We start from the raw sequence: 20,036 nt of genomic DNA, 5'->3' as shown, positions 1-20,036 counted from the left end.
CGAACATCCTGAACCGCGTCGACCACTGCGGCCGCAGGGTCACGCAAGCGCGACGCCAACCGACAACAGTGCATATCCCAAAGGGACGCGGTTCAGCAGGAGACAACGCTCAGCAGCTCATCCCCGTCGACGACATGCAGCCCCTTCTCCAGCAGGACCGCAATCGCCCGGTCCGGATCCTCGAAGCGGAAGATCAGGATCGCCTTGTCGCCGCGCCGCAGCGAGAAGGCGTACATGTACTCGATGTTGAGACCCGCGCCTTCCAGCACCGCCAGCGCCTCGGCCAGCCCGCCCGGCCGGTCGAGCACGTCGACCGCGACCACCTCGGTCAGGTTGACCACCCATCCGGCGTCCTCCAAGACCTGCTTGGCCTTGTCCCATTCACGTACGATCAGACGCAGGATGCCGAACTGAGCGGTGTCCGCGAGCGAGAGCGTCAGGATATTGATGCCTTCCTTCGCGATGGCCTCCAGAGGCGCACCGAGACGTCCAGGGCGGTTTTCCAGAAAGAGCGAGAGTTGTTGCAGTTTCATGGTTTCGAGTCCTCGTGGTGCTCGGTTGGTCTTTTTCAGCCGCCAGCTGGCGGCTGGCGGCTATGCCCCCTCGTTGCGCCGATCGATGACCCGCTTCGCCTTCCCCTCGCTGCGAGCGATGCTGCGCGGCTCGACCAGGCGCAGTCCGACGCGGATGCCGAGGATGTGCTCGATCGCCTTGGCCAGACGCGCGCGCACGTCTTCGAGTGCGCGGATCTTGTCGCTGAAGACCTCGGGCGTGACCTCGACCTCCACCGACATCTGGTCCAGACCTTGATCGCGGGTGAGGATGATCTGGTAGTGCGGGAGGGTGCCCTCGACCGCCAGAAGTGCTGCCTCGACCTGGGAGGGAAAGACGTTCACGCCGCGGATGATGAACATGTCGTCCGAGCGCCGACCGATGCGCCGCATCCGCCGGATGGTGCGTCCGCACTCGCAGGGCTCGCTGATCAGCGAGGTGATGTCGCGGGTGCGGTAGCGGATCATCGGCATCGCCTTCTTGCTCAGCGTGGTGAGCACCAGCTCGCCTTCCTCGCCGTCGGGCAGGGACTCGCCGGTCTCGGGGTCGATGATCTCGGGATAGAAATGATCCTCGAAGATGTGCAGACCCTGTTGGGCCGAGCATTCGCTCGCCACGCCGGGGCCGATGATCTCGGAGAGGCCGTAGATGTCGTAGGCCTTGATGCCGGCAGCGGCCTCGATGTGATCACGCATCCCGTCGGTCCAGGGCTCGGCCCCGAAGATGCCGGCGCGCAAGGGGAGCGAGCGCATGTCCACGCCAAGCTCGGCGGCACGCTCGATCAGATAGGTGAAATAGCTCGGGGTGCAGCAGAGTGCGGAGACGCCGAAGTCGCGGATCAGCATGATCTGGCGGTCACTGTTGCCGCCCGAGATGGGAACGACGGTCGCCCCGAGGGCCTCCGCACCGTAGTGGGCACCGAGTCCGCCGGTGAAGAGCCCGTAGCCGAAGGCGTTCTGCAGGATGTCCCCGCGGTGAAGCCCACAGCAGGCGAGGGTGCGCGCCATGACCTCGGACCAGACCCCGACGTCCTCGCGCGTGTAGGCGACGACGATCGGCTTGCCGGTGGTGCCGGAGGAGGCATGCAGCCGGACCACGTCGCTCATGGGCGTGGCGAAGAGACCGAAAGGATAGGTGTCGCGCAGGTCGGCCTTGACCGTGAAGGGGAGCTGCTGGATGTCTTCGAGCCGTTGGATCGAGTCCGGGGCCAGGCCGCGCTCTTGCATCCGGGCGCGAAAGAGGGCGACGTTGTCGTAGGCGAGCGACACGACCGCGCGAAGCCGTCGCAGCTGCACCTGCTTCAGCGCCGTCTCCGGCAGAAAATCGGGCGCGCTGGCCGGGTGGAAACCGCCCTCGGCGTCGTTCCAGAGCTCTGTCAGCATCTTGGTCCTCGCTTAAACCGCGCCCGGCGCGGTTTGTGATGTTTTGGGATGGGATCGGCCTGGCAGACTCGACGATCGTTGGAGGTGGCGCGGTTTAAGATCTTAAAAAGATCAAATTTTAAACCGCGTCTCCACCGAGGTCGGTGAAATCCCCAAGACCGAATACAACACGAAAATGACGCATGGCGCTCTGGACGCGGTTTAAGGGTGTTGAGCGATCGAGCCTTGGAGCGCGGCCTCGCGACCCAGAGCGAAGGCCTGGTCGTTGACCTTGTGGAGCTTCTCGGCCAGATTGGCGTAGATGGCCGCCATCCAGTGCTCTTGGGAGATGTCCAGCAGCGTGGAGACGGCGCCGAGCAAGGCGACATTGAGGCTCTTTTTGTTCTTGAGCGCCCCTTCCGGCAGCAGGTCCGGACCGATCAGGACCCCGCCGGCGCGCAGCATGGGGCGATTGATCTCGATCTGGGTCGCTTCCAGGACCAATAGCACATCCGCCTCGCCGGCCGGGACCATCGGACTCAGAACCTGCGCGCCGTAGCGCACGTCGCTGCTCACCGAGCCGCCGCGCTGGCTCATGCCGTGCAGCTCGCTCTTCTTCACATCGAATCCGGCGCGAAACGCCGCCTCGGCGAGCATGTCGGAGGCCGTCAAGACCCCCTGGCCGCCGAGTCCGGCGATGACGATATTCTTCACTTTATCCATTGGGGGCTCTCGAATCGGAATTGAGGCGTCGTAGGTCGGGTTAGCGAAGCCTAACCCGACGGGCTCGGGCTCAGCCGCTCACGGCCGCCGCGCAGCTCTGCAGTTGTGCGGACCCGGCCGCGGCCTTGTCGTAGAAGCGGATCTTGGGGGCGGCCAGAACACAGGGCTGGCGGGTGATCAGGAGCGAGGTCTCGGGTTTGGCGAGCAGCTCCGCGATCAGATCCTTGAGCGAGAGGCTCTTGTCCGTGGTCTCGACGACCTGCACGTTCTGTACGCCCATGGCGCGCGCGATGCCCTCGAAGCTCAGCTTGTTGGTCGTGGAGTGATCGAGCAGGCGTCCGGTCCCCGGGTGCTCCTGCAATCCGGTCATGGCGGTCGTGCCGTTGTCGAGGATCATCACCAGATGGCCCGTCGCCGGCGGGTTGTAGACCATCTCGGCGATCCCGGTCAGCCCGGAATGCACGAAGGTCGAGTCCCCGATCACGCTGACCACGCGTCGCGCCTGATCCTCGGGCAGCACATGCCGCAGACCCAGGCCGACGCCGATGCTGGCACCCATGCAGACGCAGGTGTCCATCGCCGAGAAGGGCGGGAGCACGCCGAGGGTGTAGCAGCCGATGTCGCCCGCGACGATGCAGTCGAGGTCCCTGAGCGCCTGGAAGACCTCGCGGTGGGCACAGCCCTGACAGAGTTCGGGCGGCTTGCCCTTGGGCGGGACGGCCTCTGGGCTGGTATCGCCGGCCAGGATGCGGCGCACGCGCGCCACGTCCAGCTCGCCGAAGCGATACATCTCCGGCTTGCCTTCGGCCTGGATGCCGGCGGCGCGAAGGTCGTCGGTCAGGACGGGATCGCCCTCCTCGACGACGACGAGCCGCTCCACCCCCGCGGCGAAGGCGCGGATGCGCTCGATCGGCAGCGGATAGGTCATGCCGACGGTGAGATGGCTCGCCTCCGGGGCCGCCTCGCGCGCATGTACGGCACTGATGCCGGTCGTGACGATCCCGAGCGTGGAGTCGCCGGCGTCCATCCGGATCGGGCCCTCGGCCTCGTTCCAGGCGGCGATCTCGGCGAGCTTGGTGCGCAGGCGATGGTGTGCCGGTTTGGCGTAGGCCGGGATCATGACGCGCGCCGGGATCTTGTGCTCGAAGCGGGGCTCGGCCAGGCCCGCGACCGGTCCGCGCGCAATGACGATGGTCTTGGCGTGGCAGACCCGCGTGGTGAGACGCAGCAGGACCGGGATCTTCCAGCGCTCCGAGATCTCGAACGCCAGCAACGTGAAGTCGTAAGCCTGCTGGGAGTCGAAGGGCTCGAGCGTCGGGATGGCAGCGGCGCGCGAGTAATGCCGGTTGTCCTGCTCGTTCTGGCTGGAGGCCATGCCGGGATCGTCGGCCGAGACGACCACCAAGCCGCCTTCGACGTCGGTGTAGGCCGCGGTGAAGAGGGGATCAGCCGCCACGTTGAGCCCGACATGCTTCATGGTGACCAGCGTGCGCGCCCCGGCGAAGGCCACCCCGAGCGCGACCTCCAACGCTACCTTTTCGTTCGGCGACCACTGCGCATGCCCGCCGAGGCGGTCGAAGGTCTCCAGGATCTCGGTCGAGGGGGTGCCGGGGTAGCCCGTACCCAGGCGCACTCCCGCATGCAGCGCGGCGAGGGCCACCGCGTCGTCACCGCTCAATAGTTGCCGTTCTGCGGTCGTCATCGTCGACTTACTCTCTGTCAGGGCGTCACGAATCCGCCATTATCCGCATCATTGCTGCCCTGCAGCAAGCCGAGTGGATCAATAGTCGCGACGCGCCGACAGGGTCCGCCCGTCGTCGGCCTTCAGGATCAAGGCGCCTGTGGGATCCAATTCGAAGGCTCTGATCCGAGCAAGCAGATCGAGGACCTTGCGCTCCTGGTCCATCAAGGCGGGCGCGCAGGCCATCATGGTCGTCGCCGAGAGCGCGAGTGTCAGGGTCTCGCCGGTCAGGGTGTATTCGCCTTGATAGGCGTTGCAGGAGGCCCGACCCCAAAGACGGCCGTCGGCGCCGAAATTCAGCGTGACGCGGGAACGATCGATGATGCCGCCACCGCCGATGTCCTCGACGATCCACTCGGGTCCTTGGAGCAGTGTGGCGGGATCCCCGCCGCAGCCATCGAGTCTGCGCTCGTCGAGCTGGATCTCGACCGTCGCGGGGTGCGGCATGCCGCTCATGCTGTCCACGCAGGGTCGATCGAAGATGCTGACGACCATGTCGCCGTCTTCGATCAGATTGCGATAGCGGCGTCCGTCCTCGAGCAGCTCCTGCTCGGTCAGCGCGACATTGATCCGGGTCTCCCCCATGTCCGTGTTCAGATCGACCCGCTTGTCCGTGAGCTCAAGGCTCCAAAAAGGCTCGTTGCCGGTGGCGCGAAAGGCGGTCTGCGCGGACTCCACCGGAATGCATTCCGGATAGGCCGTGCCCGCGATTTCGAGCATCCCGCGATCGCCTTTGCTCCAGAAGGAGGTGGACGGATCCGCGAGGGCGACATAGCGGGCGCCGGAGCCCGAGACCGCTTGTCTCAGATCGAAGGCCCGGTCGTCGACCTGAAGACGCATCCGGTCCTCCAGAAAGCCGACGCGGATGGGCTGATCCCCGCAGACGAGCTCGCTCGATAAGGGGGGCGGCTCGTATGGGCGCATCATGACGGTGCCGAGATCGGGCGACTCGACCGACGGATCAAGCGGCACCTCGTCCGTGATCCAGGCCGCCAGCCCGGCAGACAGGACCGCGCCGCGAACCAGATAGGGCTGGTCCGGAAGCAGTGCCGCGCGCTCGACGACGATCTCGAAGGGGATCGGGACCTGTCGGCCGTCCAAAGCACTCCTGTGCTCGGCGACCAAGCGCCCGCCCGGCACGCTCGGGTCGCTGAGCTCGACGATCGCGATTGCGTCCCGCGGCAGGGCGATGCGCGCCTTGTAGCTCAGTGCCCCGGTGATCTGCAGGCTCGATGCGTCATCCCGGCCCTCGGGCGCCGCGGCGAAGACAACCTGCGTGCCGACCATGAGGGTCAGGCATGACACGAGGATCGTGAGCTTTGTGCGACGGATCAGCGACATCGGGCAGTCTCCTGGGCGATAGAATCCGAGCTCGGCCGACCGATCGGCGCTTGACGCGAGTCTCGGTTCGGATGGATCTTTCCGAGCGATGCGGTCCTGCGGCGATGACGGCACCCTCGGCAAGGCGATTCTGCCCGCGATTCCCCGGCTGTTCCAGGGCGGGAGGCACGATCGGCGGTGGACGTCGGGCCGTTCCCGCGACCGACCGGACGGCCCTCGGCCACGCCCGTTCAGCATGCACGCGCGAGTCACACCCAGATCATGTCAAGCGAGCCCAGCATCGATGCACCATCCTCCTCAGCCGACCTCGATGCCGTTTACGAGGAGCTCCAGCTGTTTCGCGCCGCGTTTTCGACGCTATCGATGGCGACCTGCGGTCCGGACGGCGAACCCGACGCGAGCTACGCGCCCTATCTGGAGGTGGACGGTGACTTCTACGTCTTCGTCAGCGCGCTTTCGACCCACACCGCCAATCTGATCGAAACGGGTCGGGTCAGCGTGCTCTTCATCGAGGAGGAGGCAACGGCCGTGCACCCGTTCGTGCGTCGGCGTTTAACCTTCCAATGCCGGGTCGAGGAGGTCGGGCGCGACCGAGACGGGTACGAAGGTGTCCTCGACCTCTTCGAGACCCGTTTCGGCGGTCTGGTCAAGACCCTGCGCGGCTTGGCGGACTTTCATCTCCTGCGACTGCATCCGGAGCGCGGGCGCTATGTGAAGGGTTTCGGAAAGGCGTTCGCCATCGACGATGTCGGACTCGCCCGCATCCGGCATATCCGCGAGAGCGGCCGTCGCACCGTTCCGGGAGACGACTCCGCACTCTGAACGCCGGGGCGCGCTACGCCATCGCGGCTCGGCAGATCAGCCGCGAGCTGCTTGAATCGACCAGGCCACGTCCGCCGCTTGGCGGTTGCCGGCGACATCGTGCACTCGAAAGACCTTCACGCCGGCCAAGACGCCGATGGTCGTCGTCGCACAGGTTGCGGGCATGAGCGCGGCGAGGTCCGGCTCCCGACAAATGGTGCTGAGGAAGCGCTTGCGGCTCGCCCCGAGCAGAACGGGCGGTCCGAGGCGGACCAGCTCGCCCAATCCGGCCATGAGCGCGAGATTGTGCTCTAGCGTTTTGCCGAAACCGATGCCCGGATCGGTCAGGATCTTCTCCTGTGTAATCCCCGTGGCCAACGCCGCTTCGATGCGCTGGACAAGAAAGTCGCGAACCTCCGCGACCACGTCCGCGTAAAGCGGGTTCTGCTGCATTGCATCCGGCATCCCCTGGCGATGCATCAAGACGATCGGCACGTCTCGATCGGCCGCCAAGGCAAGCATGTCCGGATCGTCGCGTCCGGCGGAGGTGTCGTTGATCCAGTCGGCACCCGCGTCGAGCGCGGCCTCGGCGACCCGGGCGGAGGTGGTGTCGATACTGATCGCGGTGCTCCTCGGCACGCATTCGCGCAGCCGCAGGATCACCGGGATCACCCGGCGCTCCTGCTCCGCGGCAGGGACGGGTTGCGCGCCGGGTCGTGTGGATTCCCCGCCGATGTCGATCAGGTCCGCGCCCTCGTCGATCATCGCGAGGGCGTGCTGCACCGCAACGGCGGTTTCCGAGTAGCGCCCGCCGTCGGAAAAACTGTCGGGCGTCACGTTGAGGATGCCCATGACGAGGGGAGGCGTGTCCTGCCCCGACGGCGTGCTGTTCGTCATGCTGTTCATCTGGCGGACTCCGGTCGATTGGCTTTGACGTTGCGCGGGGGATGCGTGCATGATCCCGACGCGCCGCGCGGCGTTGACTCTCGCCGGCGGATCTCCCCGAAGGATAACGCCGACTCGGCCTCGCGCACCTATCGGGATCTCGGACCCGGATCGGGAGGGAGCCCGGGCCGGACGAGCAAACGGAAAGGGTACCGAAATGAGCAGTGTCAGGCTTGGTTTGATCGTCGCCGTCGCGAGCGTCGCGTTGGTCGCGGGCTGCGCTACGGGTGGACAGTCAGGAAACTTGCCGACTGTGACGAACCCATCCGAAGCGGCGAATATCACCCTCTATCGAGACGGTTCGCTGGCGGGTTGGTTCGCGACCATGCGCGTCGAGCTCGACGGCCAGGAGATCTATCGCATCGGCCGCGACGAGGCGTTTTCCTTCACGGTCGATCCGGGTCAGTATCTGCTGATCTATACGCTTGGCTTCAACGAGTGCCGCCGGATCATTTGGGCCGATGCGCGGGAGAATCAGCGGATACGGTTGTCGCCCACATGTACTTAAACTGCGTCCCCTTGGCCACGGTCAAGGCTCAAGCGGGGTTCACCGTTGGTGGATTCCCGGAGGGCTGTGGGGGGCGCGGTTTAAGGAAGTGATACGAATCATTCGGGCGGTATTCGGCTGATTCGAGCGCGGCCGGCGGCGTCGATCATAAACACGGTCCGGCTCAGTTGGGCATTGCATCCTAAGGGCAGGAAACGACGCCGGCAATCGTCGCAAAGCGGCGACACACCGGGATCGACGACTTGCAGTCGTCTCCTTCCGCCGATCTAGCGGCCAGCGAGGTCGGGTTCGACTCGACGATCCTGGAAACCGCGTGGAACGCGCTGCGGTGACGGACGGGGAGAGCGCCCCGTCACGCTAACTCGGTACGCCCCCAAATCATCACCGGCTCGAAACGACGTGTATCTTTTATTTGCAACCCGGCCATCCGGGATAGCAGCACGCGGTTTCGCCTCCACGGTTCCCCGGCTTCGACAGCCATCCGCTTGGGCAGCTGCCGTCGGGTGACCGACAGAAACTACCCTGAGCCTTGAACCCATCAGGACACTCTCCTTCCTTCGGGGGGGGGGATTTAGGGGGCGTCGGGCTCGGCTCCGGTTCTGGCGCGGGTTCGGGTTCCGGCTCGGGCTTCGGCTCGGGTTCCGGCGCTGGATCCGCACCTTCACACTTCTCGCTATCCCGACAAGACGCCGGCATATACCTCGGCTCGATATCCGGGCTGTAACAACACCAATCGATCGCACCGCCGCGCTCCGTCGCGGCCAGCATGACGCTTTTATCCTCGAGCTGCGGGATGGTGCCGTTGAAGGTGACTCGGATATTGCCGCCTTCTTCGATCTTGACGGATTCGACGTACTGGCTCTCGAGTTCTCCCGCCTCGGACAGTCCGGCATCGGCATTGCTCCCAGGCAAGCCGCCGTGGCTGTATGCGGAAACGACGGCGACCTTGGCGGCCGAGGCAAAGCCGAGCCCCTCGCTGACCTTGCTGCGAACCGTATAGTCCTGATAGGCCGGAAGGGCGATGGCGGCGAGGATGCCGATCACGGCGACGACGATCATAATCTCGATCAGAGTGAAGCCCTGGATCGGTGTTTTGCTGCTCATCCCATTCATTCCGTTCATGTTTTGCAGCCTCCTCGTGAAGGCGGGCATCGTTGAGCCGTCCGGCCAAAACAGGTTCGGGCGGTTTGCGCGATCGTCGAGTCGAGCCCGACCTCGCTGGCCGTCAGGCCGCTGGAAGAAGACGACTGCAAGCCGTCGATCCCGGGGTGTGGTCGCTTTGCGAGGATCGCCGACGTTGCTTTTGGCCGGTCGTATGAACAGGGTTCCAGAGCTGTATCGCCGACCCCGCCCGGATCTCGGTTCTTCGGAGCGCTGCTCGGCTCCTCGGGTGCGGCACGACACCGCATCATACTCCAGCAAGAATGTGACCAAGGTCACGGTATCGTGCCGGTTCGGCCGTGGTCCGACGCGATGCGGCGGGTCGGGTCCGGGGTGTGGGCTTTGCCCTCGTTCATCGGATGGACCGAGGATGACGCAAAACGACGTTTCTCGGCCGCGAGCGCGGCGCGCCGATCAGCGCTCGATGCGACTCATTGCGGGTCCTTCGCGCTGACCGATGCTTCAAAGGCGGATGTCGCCGAGTGTGCGTAGTCCTCGCCGGCGCGGCTGACGAAGAAGGCGCCGATGCCGAGCGATTCGGCCAGGCTCACACCGCGTTCGGGTCCGAGGACCAGAAAGGTCGTCGCCAGGGCGTCCGCGACCGGTCGGCCGGTGGCTGGATCGATGGTGTGCGAATCGAGGTGCCCGTCTTGCTCGTAGAAGTTTCGATAATCGCCGGAGGTGGCCATGGCGCCGTCCTTAAGTGCGACGATCCGGTAGACGGTCCGTGATGTCGCGTCCGGGCGCTCGATGGCGATGCGCCATGGCTGATCGCCGGGCTTGGTCCCTTTGGCCTTGAGCTCTCCGCCGATCTCGGCGAGGTAGGCGGTCACGCCGAGCCTGTTCAGCAGGTCTGCGATCTGGTCGACGCCGTAACCTTTGGCGATGGCGGACAGGTCGACATAGAGCTCGGGGTGATCCTTGCGAAGCGCGGGCGGTTGATCGCGCACGTCGAGCTTGTCGTGGCCCACCCGTGCGCGGGTCTCATCGATCGTCTGCTGGTCCGGAACGCGAAACGGGTGGGCATCCGGCCCGAATCCCCAGAGATTCACCAGCGGACCGACGGTGACGTCGAAGGCCCCGCCACTTAGCGCGCTGATGGATTGAGTGCGGGCGACGAGATCGGCCAGCTCCGGGTCGACCGGAAACCAATCCGTCGATAGGCTTGCATTTGCAAGTCGTCTATCCCGGGGTTGCTGGCGCTTCGCGACGATCGCCGGGGTCGCTTCCGGCCGGTGAGGTGAGCAAGGCCCGGCCGTTCCGAGACTGCGGAACGAGCCGGCGAGGGAGGATCAAGTCGCCAGGCAAGGCCGAGGAGCAACGGCCTGGTCGTGTTCCCGGGGCTCCGAAACCAACGGCCCCGTCTCCTGTTCGACGACCAGGATCTCGCGACGGAACAGGAGAGGCAACAGCAGATAAGGCGAAGCAGCGGCGATGCCGACGAGCGTAAGGTTGTCGATATACATGGCAATGAGAAACGATTCAGGCGCGAGTGATATTGCTTCAGTACTTTAGCAAACACTAACGCACTGTCAATGCGCCGCTTGTTGGCACCGAGCTAGTGGGCTAGATTCACTGAACCAATTCAGAAAATAGATCAATGTCATGGATGACGGGAGTAGTGACTCATGGTCGATCCGATCGCCCCGCCTCCTCCCGAATCCGCGCCATCGTCCTGGGCGGACGCGTCTCTACCGCTCGGACTCGCCGGTCGTATTGCCCGTACCTTCATCAATACGCCGGTCACGCCGATGCTCCTGTTCGGCGCGCTCTTCCTTGGGATCCTGGGTCTGCTGTTTACGCCGCGCCAAGAGGATCCGCAGATCTCGGTCCCGATGATCGACATCTTCGTGCAGTATCCGGGCGCCTCCGCCGGGCAGGTCGAGCGTCTGGTGACCGATCCGCTCGAGCGGATCATGAAGGAGATCAAGGGCGTTCGGCATGTCTACTCGGCCACTCAGCGCGGGGTGGCGATGGTGACCGTGCGCTTCGAGGTCGGCGAGGAGATGGGCGCCTCGATCGTCAAGGTCCACGACAAGCTCCAGTCCAACATGGACCGCATGCCTCCCGACGTGCAGATGCCGCTGGTCAAGCCGGTCGGTGTGGACGACGTTCCGGTTGTTACCCTCACGCTTTGGTCCGAGGATGTCGAGGATCATCAGCTGCGCAAGCTGGGTCTCGACCTGCTCCAAGCGGTCGGCTCACTGCCCGATGCCGGCAAGGGCTTCGTGGTCGGCGGGCGGGAGGATCAGATCCGCGTCGAGGTGCTGATGGAGCGCTTGGCCGGACACGGGATTACGCTCGATCGCATCGCGAACACCATTCGCACCGCCAACTCCGAGCAGACCACGGGTGTGAGCGAATCCGGCGACACCGCCTTCAACGTCTATTCGGGCTCCTTCCTGCGCAATGCGGAGGATGTCGGTCGGCTTGTGATCGGCAATCGCGGCGACTATCCGCTCTATCTGCGCGATATCGCCACGGTCGAGCATGTCCCGCAGGACACCAAGCAGATCGTCAACCATTTCACGGGGCCGGCCTACGCGGGCGAGCATCGCGCCGATGGGGCGCAAGCCGTGACCGTGGCGATCGCCAAGAAACAGGGGACCAATGGCGTGACGGTCGCGCGCCAGATCCTCGGCAAGGTCGAGGAGCTCAAAACGACGCTCATCCCCTCGAACGTCCATGTCGAGGTCACGCGCGATTACGGCAAGAGCGCCAACGACAAGGTCAACGAGCTGCTGCAGGCGATGTTTGAGGCGGCGGTGATCGTGGCCATCCTCTGCCTGATCGGCCTGGGTGCGCGCGCGGCCTTTGTGGTCATCACGGTCATCCCGGTGGTGATCCTGCTGACCATCTGGTGGGCCTGGATGGTCGACTACACCATCGATCGGGTCAGTCTCTTCGCGCTCATTTTCGCCATCGGCATCCTGGTCGACGATGCCACCGTCGTCGTGGAGAACATCTTTCGCCATTGGCTCGAAAGCGGCAAGACGACCATCGAGACGGCGGTGCGGGCGGTCGACGAGGTGGGCAACCCGACCATCCTCGCCACCTTCACCATCATCGCGGCGCTCCTGCCGATGGGCTGGGTCAGCGGTCTGATGGGGCCTTACATGCGACCGATTCCGGTGCTCGGCTCATCGGCGATGTTCTTCTCGCTGGTGGCCGCCTTCGTCTTCACGCCTTGGTTCGCGTTGCGGGTTCGTCCGCGGCTGGCGGCGCTGGAAAAGGCGGAGCGACGCGAAGAGCAGACGCGCCGCTGGGTCAGCGCCGTCTATCGGCCCTTGGTGATGCCGCTGATCCGCAATCGCGCGGTCGGCATCGCCTTCCTGGTCGGAACCATCCTCACCACGGCGGGTGTCTGCGTGCTCTTCTACACCCAGACCGTCCCGGTAAAGATGCTGCCCTTCGACAACAAGCCCGAGTTCAGCGTCGTCGTCAACATGCCCGAGGGGACGGCGCTCCCGGTGACCGCGAACGTCGTGCACCGACTCGCCGAGAAGGTGCGCACCATGCCCGAGGTGACCGCCGTCCAGACCTATGTCGGTACGGCGCAGCCCTTCAACTTCAACGGTATGGTGCGTCACTACTACTTGCGCGAGCGACCCTGGGAGGGCGATCTCCTGGTCATGCTCAAGGACAAGAACGAGCGCGCGCTCGGCAGTCATGCCTTGGCCGTGGCCGCGCGCGAGATGCTGACCCCGTTGGCGCATGAGCTGGGTGCCCGGATCGCGGTGGTCGAGATGCCTCCCGGCCCGCCGGTGCTGCAGACCGTCGTCGCCGAGGTCTACGGACCCGATGCCGAGACCCGCCGCCGGGTCGCGGCCGATCTGACCGGGATCTTCGAGCAGGTCGAGGGCATCGTCGATGTGGACAGCTACATGGCCGAGCCCTACAGCTACTGGCGCTTCGAGGTAGATGCCGAGAAGGCGGTGCGGATGGGGATCTCGGTCGACGCCATCAATCGCAACCTCGCCATGGCGATGGGCGGCTTCAAGCTCGGCGACGTCAAGCGCGGCGTCGTTCAGGAGCCGACCTTCATCGTCCTGCAGATCCCGCTCGCCAGCCGGGCCGAGATCGGCAGTCTCGCCAGCCTGCCGATCCAGTCCGAGATGGGCGGGCAGGTTCCGCTCGGCGAGCTGGGGTGCTTCGTCCAGCAGCAGGAGGATCCGGTCATCTACCACAAGGATCTGCGGCCGATGGAATACGTGGTCGGCGAGATGCAGGGCCGCCTCGGCGCGCCGATCTACGGGATGTTGGATGTCGAGGATCGTCTGGAGGACTATCGTGCACCCGACGGCGTGCAGATCAGCGGGATGCCGCGGGGTCTGATCGGACCGCCGTTGACCGATCGCCAATCCGGATTCGAATGGTCCGGCGAGTGGACCGTGACCTACGAGACCTTCCGCGACATGGGGCTCGCCTTCATCGCCGCCTTGATCCTCATCTACGGGCTCATCGTCTGGGAGTTCCGCAACTTCAAGATCGCCGGGCTCATCATGTCGCCCATCCCCTTGACCCTGATCGGCATCGTGCCCGGTCACCTCTTTATGGGCGCCGAGTTCACCGCGACCTCCATGATCGGACTGATCGCGCTCGGCGGCATCATCGTGCGCCAGTCGATCCTGATCGTGGAGTTCGTGAAGCTGGAGGTTGCCAAGGGCAAAACCGTCAAGGACGCGGCGGTCGCAGGTGCCGAGATCCGGATGCGGCCCATCCTCATCACCTCGCTCACCCTGATGGCAGGCGCCTGGGCCATCATCGAGGATCCCATCTTTCAGGGGATGGCCGTCAGCCTGCTGTTCGGCGCCGGTGTCGCGACCCTGATGGCAGTGATCGTCATCCCGCTCGGTTGCATCAGCCTGTGCCGCGAGTTTTATCTCATGGAGACACCAAGCGGAGAACGGGCGCTTTCGGCGAGCTACTGCGAGATCGAGGGTGTTCCGATGCCCGATCCACCTGCACCCCGTGCGGCCCGAGCGCGACCTGCGGGCGGGACACCGCTTTTGCTTCGACTTTGGAGCGCACTGGTCGGCGTCGTCTTCGGCGTGATCGAAGGTGTCGGGAGACTCCTTGGCTGGTTGCGACAGCGCCGATCCGGCAGGTCGGGCCAGGCTTTCGATTCGGCTTCGGGCTCGGTGACGAACGCCGCGGTCGCTCAAACGGACACGGCCTCCGGTGGCTCGGTGGCCGAGTCGCGTGCCGAGCCGGCGCCGCGGGCCGCTTCCGTGAAGCGGTCGTCGGCTGCCGCCCGAAAGCCGGCGCGAGCGCCGAGAAAGGCGGCGACCAAGGCGGTTGCGGACAATGCGACGACTGTGAAGAAGCCGAGGGCCAGGCGCGCGACGAAAAAGACCGCGGACAAGCCTGAAGACTCTTAAACCGCGCCGACTCCAACGGTCGTCACGTCTGCCGGGGCGGATCCCATCCAAAAACACCGCGTACGGCGCCGGGCGCGGTTTAATCCGAGACGACACCGAAAAGGTCCGGGAGGGCGGCACGCTCGGCGACGCTCCGCGGCGGTTTGAGCCCGAGGTGAAGATAAGCCGCCTGCGTGGCGACACGTCCGCGCGGGGTCCGCATCAAGTAGCCTTGTTGAATCAGGAAGGGCTCCAGCACGTCCTCGATGGTGCCGCGCTCCTCGCCGATCGCCGCCGCGAGGCTTTCCACGCCGACCGGCCCGCCGTCGAACTTGTTGATCACGGCATCCAGCAGCCGGCGATCCATATGGTCGAAACCCAGGGCGTCGACCTTGAGCATGCCGAGCGCCTGGTCGGCGACCTCGGCGGTAATGCGCCCGTCGGCACGCACCTGGGCGAAGTCACGTACCCGGCGCAGCAGCCGGTTGGCGATGCGCGGTGTCCCGCGCGAGCGTCGCGCGATCTCGGCGGCGCCCTCGGCCTCGGTCTCGATGGCGAGGATTCGGGCGGAGCGACGGACGATCCAGGCTAGATCCTCCGCGGTGTAAAACTCCAAGCGTTGCACGATGCCGAAGCGGTCGCGCAACGGCGAGGTCAGGAGTCCGGCCCGCGTGGTCGCGCCGACCAGGGTAAAGAACGGCAGATCCAGCTTGATCGACCGCGCGGCCGGGCCGTCGCCGATCATGATATCGAGCTGATAGTCCTCCATCGCCGGATAGAGCACCTCCTCGACCACCGGGCTGAGGCGGTGGATCTCGTCGACGAAGAGCACGTCCCCCGCATCGAGATTGGTCAGGATCGCCGCGAGGTCGCCCGGCTTCTCGAGCACGGGCCCGGAGGTTTGACGCAGATTGACCTGCATCTCGTGCGCGATGATGTGTGCGAGCGTGGTCTTGCCGAGACCCGGCGGGCCGAAGATGAGCACATGATCCAGCGCCTCGCCGCGGCCGCGCGCGGCGCCGATGAAGATCTCCATCTGCTCGCGCACGACCGGCTGTCCGACATAGTCGTCGAGTTTGCGCGGCCGGATGGCCCTGTCGAGTGCCAGCTCGTCGCTGGCCGGGTCGGCGTTGATCAGACGTTCGGGCTTCGCCATCAGTGCGGGTGCCGATGCGTGTGATCCGGAAGCTGACGATATTCCGAGCAACGTCTCGGCGTCGGCACACCCTTGCCCGGATTCAGCAAACCCTTCGGATCGAACGCAGCCTTGACCGCGTGGAACTGCTGCAGCTCCTCGGGACTGAACTGGACGCACATCTGATTGATCTTCTCGATGCCGACCCCGTGCTCGCCCGTGATGGTCCCGCCGACCTCCACACACAGCTCCAGGATGCGTCCGCCCAACTCCTCGGTCCGCTCCAGCTCGCCGGGCTTGTTGGCATCGAAGAGGATCAGCGGGTGCATGTTGCCGTCTCCGGCATGAAAGACATTGGCGACCCGCAGCCCGTACTCGCGCGACATCTCCGCCGTGCGCCGCAGCACCTCCGGCAAGGCGCGTCGCGGGATGGTGCCGTCCATGCAGTAGTAGTCCGGCGAGATCCGACCCACCGCGGGGAAGGCGGCCTTGCGGCCCTTCCAGAACATCAGCCGCTCGGCATCGTCGCGCGAGGTCCGGACCTCGGTCGCGCCGCTGGCCAAGAGCAGATCGCGCACCCGCATGACCTCCTCGGAGACCTCCTGACTGGTCCCGTCGATCTCGCAGATGAGGATGGCCGCCGCGTCCGTCGGATAACCGGCATGCACGAAGTCCTCGGCCGCCTGGATGGCCGGCCCGTCCATCATCTCCAGACCCGCCGGGATGATCCCGGCCGCGATGATGTCGCCGACCGCTTGGCCGGCCTTCTCCACGTCGTCGTAAGCCGCGAGGATGGCTTGGGCGCGCTCCGGCACGGGCAGCAGCTTGACCGTCACCTCGACCGTCACGCCGAGCATCCCCTCGGAGCCGATGAAGAGCGCCAAGAGGTCATAGCCGGGTGCGTCGAGCCCGCTCGATCCCAGCTCGATCAGCTCGCCCTCGATCGTCACCAGCTTGACCGCAAGGACGTTGTGCACCGTCAGCCCGTACTTCAGACAGTGCACTCCGCCCGAATTCTCCGCGACATTGCCCCCGATGGTACAGGCGATCTGGCTCGACGGATCCGGTGCGTAATAGAGCCCATGCGGCGCCGCGGCCTCGCTGATCGCGAGATTGCGTACCCCGGGCTCGACCCGCGCGGTGCGCGCGACCGGGTCCAGGTCCAAGATCCGCGTGAAGCGCGCCAGACTCAGCAACACCCCGTCACCACGCGGCAAGGCACCGCCCGAGAGCCCGGTCCCGGCCCCTCGCGCCACCACCGGCACGTCCCGCGCGTGACACAGCCGCATGATGCGCTGCACCTCCTCGACCGTGCGCGGCAGCACCACCAGCAGGGGCAATTGCCGATAGGCCGAGAGGCCGTCGCACTCGTAGGGTCGCACCTGCTCCTGCTGCTCGAGCACCCCATCCGCCGGCAAAAAGGCCCGCAGCGCGCGGACAAGCTCCGCCCGCGTCGCGGACAGCTCGGGATCATCGAAGTCGATCCGGGTCGGTTGAATCAAACTCATGTCAGTGACCCTGGTCGTAGTGTCATCCTGGGAATAGAAGGAGCCTAGGGCCAGACGGGTTCCGAGTAAACACCGAGAGCGCCTCGGACGGAGCGGCCTCGGATCGGTTTCGCCGGGCCGCTCGCCAGCCGCGCACTCCCTCGTGGGCGCGCGCTCATTGAGCGGCCATCGCGCTTGACTGTAGAATGGCCGGATCGCCCGGTCTTCGGACACAGGCGCATCCTGTCTCGCTGGCGTAGCTCAGTTGGTAGAGCAGCTGATTTGTAATCAGCAGGTCGTCGGTTCGAATCCGTCCGCCAGCTCCATTAAAGACAATGGGTTAGGAGCAATCCGGCCCCTTTCTCTTTTCCAGAAACCCCTTCCGGGTAACGCTCCGGGTAGCAATTCAACATTGTTTGACCTGTTGCGGCGATGTTATGCCGCGTGATGTCTCGACCGGATCGACCAAGCCCGCTACACTCCAAGCATCCCCGCCGGACGCCAGCTCGTAAGACTGGCTAGGACCCTGGTCAGATATGCGTGCCCTTGTGGCCCTTCTCGCAGGAACCGTGGTTCCGCCCACGACGGCGGGGTGACTCCTTACCAAGGGCTCGAACCGTGTCGAACCTTTTGGAGGTGGCGTCTTACCGATATTGCTTGAATCAAAAAGCGGACGGGGGTCATGCTTCCGCTACTGGTAGCTGTGCCCGGTTCGAGTTTTCTTGAAGCGAATCTCGGTGGGTCGGTCTATGATGACTCTACGGCCGCTTGAGGGTCGCGCTTACCTCATTCAAGCGAGAGTCTCGCTGCGTGCGCGGACGCCGCCAGCTAGGTCTGTCCGTTCTCTCGACGAAACTCAGTGCGTGAACGCACCTAGCCCGACTGAGATTGTCGAAGGGTTCGTGCACAACACGTAGGACTTGAGGGCTGCATCATGAAATACCCAGCGATCGATATTGCATTCTGGTTTATCAACTCAATCGACCGCGAATCCGGAGACTCAATAAGCCCGTTAAAGCTTCAGAAATTGCTGTATTTTGCGGAAGCTTGGACCCTTGTTCTGTTGAATCGAGAGCTTCTGCAGGAGAATTTCGAGGCGTGGGCACACGGCCCTGTCGTCCGATCGGTCTACCATGAGTTCAAGGCGTATTCCTGGGCGTCCATACCCCCTCAGGAAAGGGAATCGGAGACCGAAATCGATCCAGACACGGAGAACGTGCTCAGACAGGTGCTCGATGTCTATGGGGAGTTCTCCGCAAAGACGCTCGAGAATATGACGCATGCGGACGCCCCGTGGATCGAAGCCAGAGGATCTCTGTCGCCCGAGGCGCGCTGCACAAATCGGATAAACAAGGCTAGGATGAAGGAGCATTTTCTCGAAAAGTACGGAGACGCGATCAATGGGGAAGCCGGGGAATCTTCCTAAAGAAAAAATTCGCGCGGACGCAATCTCGCCAAAGCTGAGCCCTTTTGAGCGTTGAGCCCTCGGGATAGCTTCCTCTGCGGCTCGCGATAGCCGCGATGACCTTTCGCCGTATGTTGCCTTGAAGTACTTCGACAGTTCTTGGGAGTGTTTCTCGGACTGGGAGAAAGGCGAGCTAAGAAAGTTCTCGGAATTTCTCTCTAGGTTTTCGCAACATAACTGGCAGCAGGTATTTGAGTCTGGAGGGCCGCCACGCGGGAAATCGGGGCTTGGATACACGAAGATCGATCCCGACACTCTTCGCAGTAAAGCCGGTACGAATTTAGCGCAGGTGCGTCAAACGATCTCGGAGGAGATTTCATTTTTTGAGCTCAGAGTAGACAAAGGGATTCGCGTGCATGGCTTCCGATCCCAAAGTGCCTTTTTTCTCGTGCTCCTAGACCGTGGACATAGAGTCTGTCCCTAACGACAGCCTTACGGTTTGCCTGGCCGATCAAGTGGGGTGGTTGTCGAAAGCGGCTGAGCCGCTCCCACATGCGTTGGTGACACTCGGATATTAATGATCTGTTGCTCCGTTGCATCCGATCGGAGCTAACCTGCTCGAACCACGGACACGAAAAACCCCGCTGCTTTGGCGGGGTCTTGTATCTTCCGGTGGTACTTGGGCCTCGACGCAATTATGTCGTCACGTCGGAGCCGACCCGCGTTTCAGACGCGAGACGGTCAGTGGGAACGCTCGGCCGGCCCGAGAACGCCATACCTCGCCTGGATGCCGCGGAACGCCTCGACGAGCTTGACCTTGGCCTCGGGGCTCGCTGCCTCGACGGCTTCCACAATCGCGGCCTGGGTGGCTGCTACGCGCTGCCCGGACATCAATGTCTCGATGATCTTTGAAGCAGCCGTGAGCACGGCAACCTTGGATTTGATCGCGTCTCGCAGGATGCCCGGCCCGAATTCCTCCTTCAGCTCAGCGCCGATGTTGCCGTCTTTGTCCTTCGTGAAGGCCGCGTTGCGCAGGATCAGGCAATCCGCGAGCAGTGAGTCCACCTCAAGCAAGATGTCGATTCCCTTGCGGTTGACGGTCACTGAGCTGGCTAGATGGTTCGCGACGGCGGCGACGGCTTTCTTTTGGCCCGCTTTGGTTTTCACGGCGAGCCTTACCTTCTCGGGGACGGATTCTCGGGCCTCGCGAATCCAGCGATTCCAGGTCGTCTTCGGGACGCCTTCACGCTCGGCCATCAAGGCGGGGTCGCGACCTTTCGCGATCTCTTTGGCGATCTTTCGGACGATCTCGTCCTTGCCTTCCTTCTTCACGCTCATGGTCCTCGGTTCAAGCATTGGTCCAATCATTGGCCCAATGGGCGGACCAGTCAACCGGACCAGTGCCGCGAGCCGCTACCTGGTGCGTTGGGCGATTCTTGGCCGGCTTCTCCCCGGTTTCAGGGGGATGTCCGCCGTCAGTGCTGATCTGAATCCTCTGCCCCACGGCGGGGCGCTG

15 protein-coding genes and 1 tRNA gene are annotated in these 20,036 nt (G+C 64.4%); 5 read left to right on the top strand and 11 right to left on the bottom strand.

The window, feature by feature from the left end; genetic code table 11:
- Nucleotides 1-92 precede the first annotated feature (92 nt).
- From BLV04_RS11855 to BLV04_RS11835, 5 genes are all read right to left on the bottom strand, one after another.
- Nucleotides 93-533, bottom strand: coding sequence for an ACT domain-containing protein (locus BLV04_RS11855; RefSeq protein ID WP_093032003.1), 441 nt, complete (start codon nucleotides 531-533; stop codon nucleotides 93-95).
- A 60-nt stretch (nucleotides 534-593) separates the two neighbouring features.
- Complete coding sequence (locus BLV04_RS11850) at nucleotides 594-1,934, bottom strand: phenylacetate--CoA ligase family protein (protein WP_093032000.1); 1,341 nt, start codon at nucleotides 1,932-1,934, stop codon at nucleotides 594-596.
- A gap of 201 nt (nucleotides 1,935-2,135) precedes the next feature.
- Entirely contained in the window at nucleotides 2,136-2,636 is a 501-nt protein-coding gene (locus BLV04_RS11845) for an indolepyruvate oxidoreductase subunit beta (RefSeq protein ID WP_093031997.1), read from the bottom strand.
- Between the two features lie 70 nt (nucleotides 2,637-2,706).
- A complete protein-coding gene (locus BLV04_RS11840) occupies nucleotides 2,707-4,338 on the bottom strand; it encodes a thiamine pyrophosphate-dependent enzyme (RefSeq protein WP_093031994.1) in 1,632 nt (543 codons plus the stop codon).
- A gap of 78 nt (nucleotides 4,339-4,416) precedes the next feature.
- Complete coding sequence (locus tag BLV04_RS11835) at nucleotides 4,417-5,718, bottom strand: META domain-containing protein (protein ID WP_175534605.1); 1,302 nt, start codon at nucleotides 5,716-5,718, stop codon at nucleotides 4,417-4,419.
- A 261-nt stretch (nucleotides 5,719-5,979) separates the two neighbouring features.
- Between BLV04_RS11835 and BLV04_RS11830 the strand changes: the two genes are divergently transcribed.
- Nucleotides 5,980-6,540: a HugZ family pyridoxamine 5'-phosphate oxidase gene (locus BLV04_RS11830; RefSeq protein WP_093032384.1), complete on the top strand. Its 561-nt coding sequence runs from the start codon at nucleotides 5,980-5,982 to the stop codon at nucleotides 6,538-6,540.
- A 36-nt stretch (nucleotides 6,541-6,576) separates the two neighbouring features.
- Here BLV04_RS11830 and folP read toward each other — a convergent pair whose 3' ends face one another.
- Nucleotides 6,577-7,416: a dihydropteroate synthase gene (gene folP / locus BLV04_RS11825; protein WP_093032382.1), complete on the bottom strand. Its 840-nt coding sequence runs from the start codon at nucleotides 7,414-7,416 to the stop codon at nucleotides 6,577-6,579.
- A gap of 301 nt (nucleotides 7,417-7,717) precedes the next feature.
- Here folP and BLV04_RS11820 point away from each other — a divergent pair, with 301 nt between their 5' ends.
- On the top strand, nucleotides 7,718-7,972 hold the full coding sequence (locus tag BLV04_RS11820; RefSeq protein WP_245731861.1) for a hypothetical protein: 255 nt from the start codon (nucleotides 7,718-7,720) through the stop codon (nucleotides 7,970-7,972).
- 408 nt (nucleotides 7,973-8,380) lie between these two features.
- Here the strand turns inward: BLV04_RS11820 and BLV04_RS25985 are convergent, their stop codons facing one another.
- Together BLV04_RS25985 and BLV04_RS11810 are read right to left on the bottom strand one after the other, a co-directional pair.
- Complete coding sequence (locus BLV04_RS25985) at nucleotides 8,381-9,124, bottom strand: pilin (RefSeq protein ID WP_175534604.1); 744 nt, start codon at nucleotides 9,122-9,124, stop codon at nucleotides 8,381-8,383.
- A gap of 440 nt (nucleotides 9,125-9,564) precedes the next feature.
- Nucleotides 9,565-10,347 (bottom strand): FAD:protein FMN transferase, encoded by a 783-nt coding sequence (locus BLV04_RS11810; RefSeq protein ID WP_093031985.1) that lies wholly within the window; start codon nucleotides 10,345-10,347, stop codon nucleotides 9,565-9,567.
- 414 nt (nucleotides 10,348-10,761) lie between these two features.
- On the opposite strand from BLV04_RS11810, the gene BLV04_RS11805 reads away from it, so the two are divergent.
- A complete protein-coding gene (locus BLV04_RS11805) occupies nucleotides 10,762-14,514 on the top strand; it encodes an efflux RND transporter permease subunit (RefSeq protein ID WP_093031982.1) in 3,753 nt (1,250 codons plus the stop codon).
- 79 nt (nucleotides 14,515-14,593) lie between these two features.
- Here the strand turns inward: BLV04_RS11805 and ruvB are convergent, their stop codons facing one another.
- A complete protein-coding gene (ruvB, locus tag BLV04_RS11800; protein ID WP_093031979.1) occupies nucleotides 14,594-15,649 on the bottom strand; it encodes a Holliday junction branch migration DNA helicase RuvB in 1,056 nt (351 codons plus the stop codon).
- On the bottom strand, nucleotides 15,649-17,136 hold the full coding sequence (locus BLV04_RS11795) for an FAD-linked oxidase C-terminal domain-containing protein (RefSeq protein ID WP_093031976.1): 1,488 nt from the start codon (nucleotides 17,134-17,136) through the stop codon (nucleotides 15,649-15,651). The genes ruvB and BLV04_RS11795 overlap by 1 nt, the downstream gene beginning before the upstream one ends.
- A gap of 229 nt (nucleotides 17,137-17,365) precedes the next feature.
- On the opposite strand from BLV04_RS11795, the gene BLV04_RS11790 reads away from it, so the two are divergent.
- Nucleotides 17,366-17,441 (top strand) — tRNA-Thr (locus BLV04_RS11790).
- A gap of 608 nt (nucleotides 17,442-18,049) precedes the next feature.
- On the top strand, nucleotides 18,050-18,541 hold the full coding sequence (locus BLV04_RS11785; RefSeq protein ID WP_093031972.1) for a Panacea domain-containing protein: 492 nt from the start codon (nucleotides 18,050-18,052) through the stop codon (nucleotides 18,539-18,541).
- 720 nt (nucleotides 18,542-19,261) lie between these two features.
- Here the strand turns inward: BLV04_RS11785 and BLV04_RS11780 are convergent.
- Complete coding sequence (locus BLV04_RS11780; protein WP_175534603.1) at nucleotides 19,262-19,912, bottom strand: hypothetical protein; 651 nt, start codon at nucleotides 19,910-19,912, stop codon at nucleotides 19,262-19,264.
- Between the last annotated feature and the right edge of the window lie 124 nt (nucleotides 19,913-20,036).

Origin of the sequence: Thiocapsa roseopersicina (assembly GCF_900106925.1) — a bacterium.
Classification (GTDB): Bacteria; Pseudomonadota; Gammaproteobacteria; order Chromatiales; family Chromatiaceae; genus Thiocapsa; species Thiocapsa roseopersicina.
Note: the sequence above shows the minus strand (reverse complement) of the source record. Positions and strands in the feature narration are given on the sequence as shown.